This is a genomic window from Limosilactobacillus mucosae DSM 13345 (genome assembly GCF_001436025.1).
GTDB classification, from domain to species: domain Bacteria; phylum Bacillota; class Bacilli; order Lactobacillales; family Lactobacillaceae; genus Limosilactobacillus; species Limosilactobacillus mucosae.
Map to the genome: position 1 here is coordinate 1 of NZ_AZEQ01000049.1, position 2,397 is coordinate 2,397.

Sequence of the window (2,397 nt, forward strand, 5' to 3'; positions counted from 1 at the left end):
ACCTTGATGCAGCCGTTGATCTGATCGTCAGTTGGTTTTTCAATGGCATCTGAGTAGCTGCGCCAGAGACCATCTTAAATGACAGTTTTGAGTTCTTGAAATTACGTTCCATGATTGAACATCTCCTTTGAATAATTTAGTAAGGTTTTAAGACTTACACTTATAGAAACGATTCAAGCTCAAAAAAGTAAAGGAAGATTCTGAAGATTTTTCGCATCCATTAAACAGCCCTAATCGACTATTTTGAAATATCCCTTAATCCTCTTTTTATCAGCCTCGGTCATTGATGATAATTTATTATTCACAATTAATTATTTACAATCCACTATCTACTATTCACTATTTACATTGTAGTAGTTTATATCATCATCACTTAAAGGCCTTTCTATAGCCATTTTTATCACGTTCACATTTTACAATTCACAATGCATAATCTACTATTTACAATTCATTATTCACTATTTACATTGTAGAAGTTTGTAAACGGCAGCAAACAGTATCGCTTAACCGGCGTAGATATTGTCCCAAAGTTTTGATCTCTATTGTACCCCTTTTCATGTCTAGCATGATCGCCTGTTTTTCAGCGGTTTAGAGCCGTTTTTTAGATCATTTTCAGCTCCTGCAGGAACAATCAAAAATACTATGCAAACGACCAAAAACTGCACTGATCGGGGCTATTTTCAGCTAAATGCAAAAAGCTACTACGCACCCCTGTTTTTTGGTCGTTTACGTCCATTTTTCGATCAAAAAAGGCTCTAAAATCAACAAAAAAAGCCGTGGCGTGTGTCTTAACCTACTCACCTACAGATCCAAACAAAAAACTACTCGATTCGATTCAAACATCCCCGATCTATGTTCTAATAGGTATAGACCAATCATGCAGCCTAATATTGGCAACAAAAAAGAGCAGTCTGCAAAATAAAAAGAGATCAAAAACTCATAATTAGAGAATTCGACCTCTTCATTTCATTAAATCAATTAGATCAACACTGACAATAATATTTAATTTTTTTTGTTAATCTAAACCTGACTCAAATTTCGTTGTAATTGCATTCGTTTTGGCATTATATACGTATTCTCCAATAAGATTAGAATTCTGTCCACTAGGAGCATCTCTACGAAGCTCTACATCATAGGTGCCATCTCCATGATTTTCAACTATAGTATTGTAATCTGGAGATGTATCTCCTTTTGCAGTTTTTACTCGATTACCCACTTCTTCATTTGATAAGCGAGCAGGATCTTCTTGATTGCTAGTATTATCTTCTTGATTACTAGTATTATTGGATGATGCCGTAGATGTCTGTTTATCATTCTTTAAAGAGCTGTTCTCAGCTTTAAGTGAACTATTTTCGCGTTGTTGCTCTTTTGCTTTAAGACTAGAATTTTGAGCCTTTAATGATGAATTTTCCTTTGCTTGTTTATTATTGCTACCACAAGCAGTTAAACTCAATCCAACCAAAACAACTAAAAACGAAACTAATATTTTCTTCATATCCAAACACTCTTCCATAGTTTTAAATAATTGCAAAATTACCATTAATTGTGAATTAGGCTATAACAACCTATGTAAATACCAATTATTATAAAACCTCAATAAATTACTGTCATTCTCATAAAAAACATAGTTACCCTTAAATCTTAAGGAAAGTACGCCTTGCTTTAGCAAGCTGTACTCTCTCAGTCAACTCATCGCAATCATTAATCAACTTAGCAAACTAAAACTGCTGGATTAATTGAAGATTGGAAAAAAGATTGTGTGGTTTGGGATTGTGCTGCCGGAGTAAAAAATCTTACTCGAGATTATCAATTTGAGCATCTCTATAGTTCAACCGTTCATCAAAGCGAATTGGATTTATCTAAGCAATACAATGCATATAATTATGCTTTCCAGTATGACTTTCTCAATGACGATATTGATCAATTATCACTCTTACAAAAGAGTAATGACCTCTGTCATTTAAAAGAAGACGATATTAAATCAATATCCAATTTTCTGACTCACTTTCTCGTTGTCTGATTAACTCAGAGTTTGTCATTATTGTAACTGATAACCCATTGATGTAGTTGAGAAATATTTCTAATTTGATACTGCTGGAGAATTGCTTGATTAGTATACTTGCCAGAAAGATAAGCTTTTACAGCAGTTAACTTAGTCTCTAATGAGTACTTCTGATTATGCTTAGGTCTAATTAATCTCGCCAATCCAGCGAGTAGGAATTGCTTAATCCACTTACTCATGTTTGCTGGTCGGACACCATGGTAATCGGTGTACACCGTTAAACCATAATCCGATTTCTGATAATCATGAAGTAATTTAAGCTTTTCAACAGTTGAATAACTTACAATGCAAAATACCCCCTAGGATTCACACGGCTATAATGCCCTCTAAGTATA

General features: G+C 34.0%; 1 protein-coding gene and 1 pseudogene. Both read right to left on the bottom strand.

All coding sequences use genetic code 11. The features are described from left to right. Positions 1-1,015: 1,015 nt before the first annotated feature. Positions 1,016-1,495: a hypothetical protein gene (locus tag FC47_RS10025; protein ID WP_056968801.1), complete on the bottom strand. Its 480-nt coding sequence runs from the start codon at positions 1,493-1,495 to the stop codon at positions 1,016-1,018. 533 nt (positions 1,496-2,028) lie between these two features. Beyond that, positions 2,029-2,277 (bottom strand): annotated as a pseudogene (locus FC47_RS11085) (transposase); the annotation flags it as partial. Positions 2,278-2,397: the final 120 nt, after the last annotated feature.

Coding starts and splice junctions, on each gene's coding strand:
- FC47_RS10025 (WP_056968801.1), bottom strand. CDS start 1,495: ATGAAGAAAATATTAGTTTCGTTTTTAGTTGTTTTGGTTGGATTGAGT.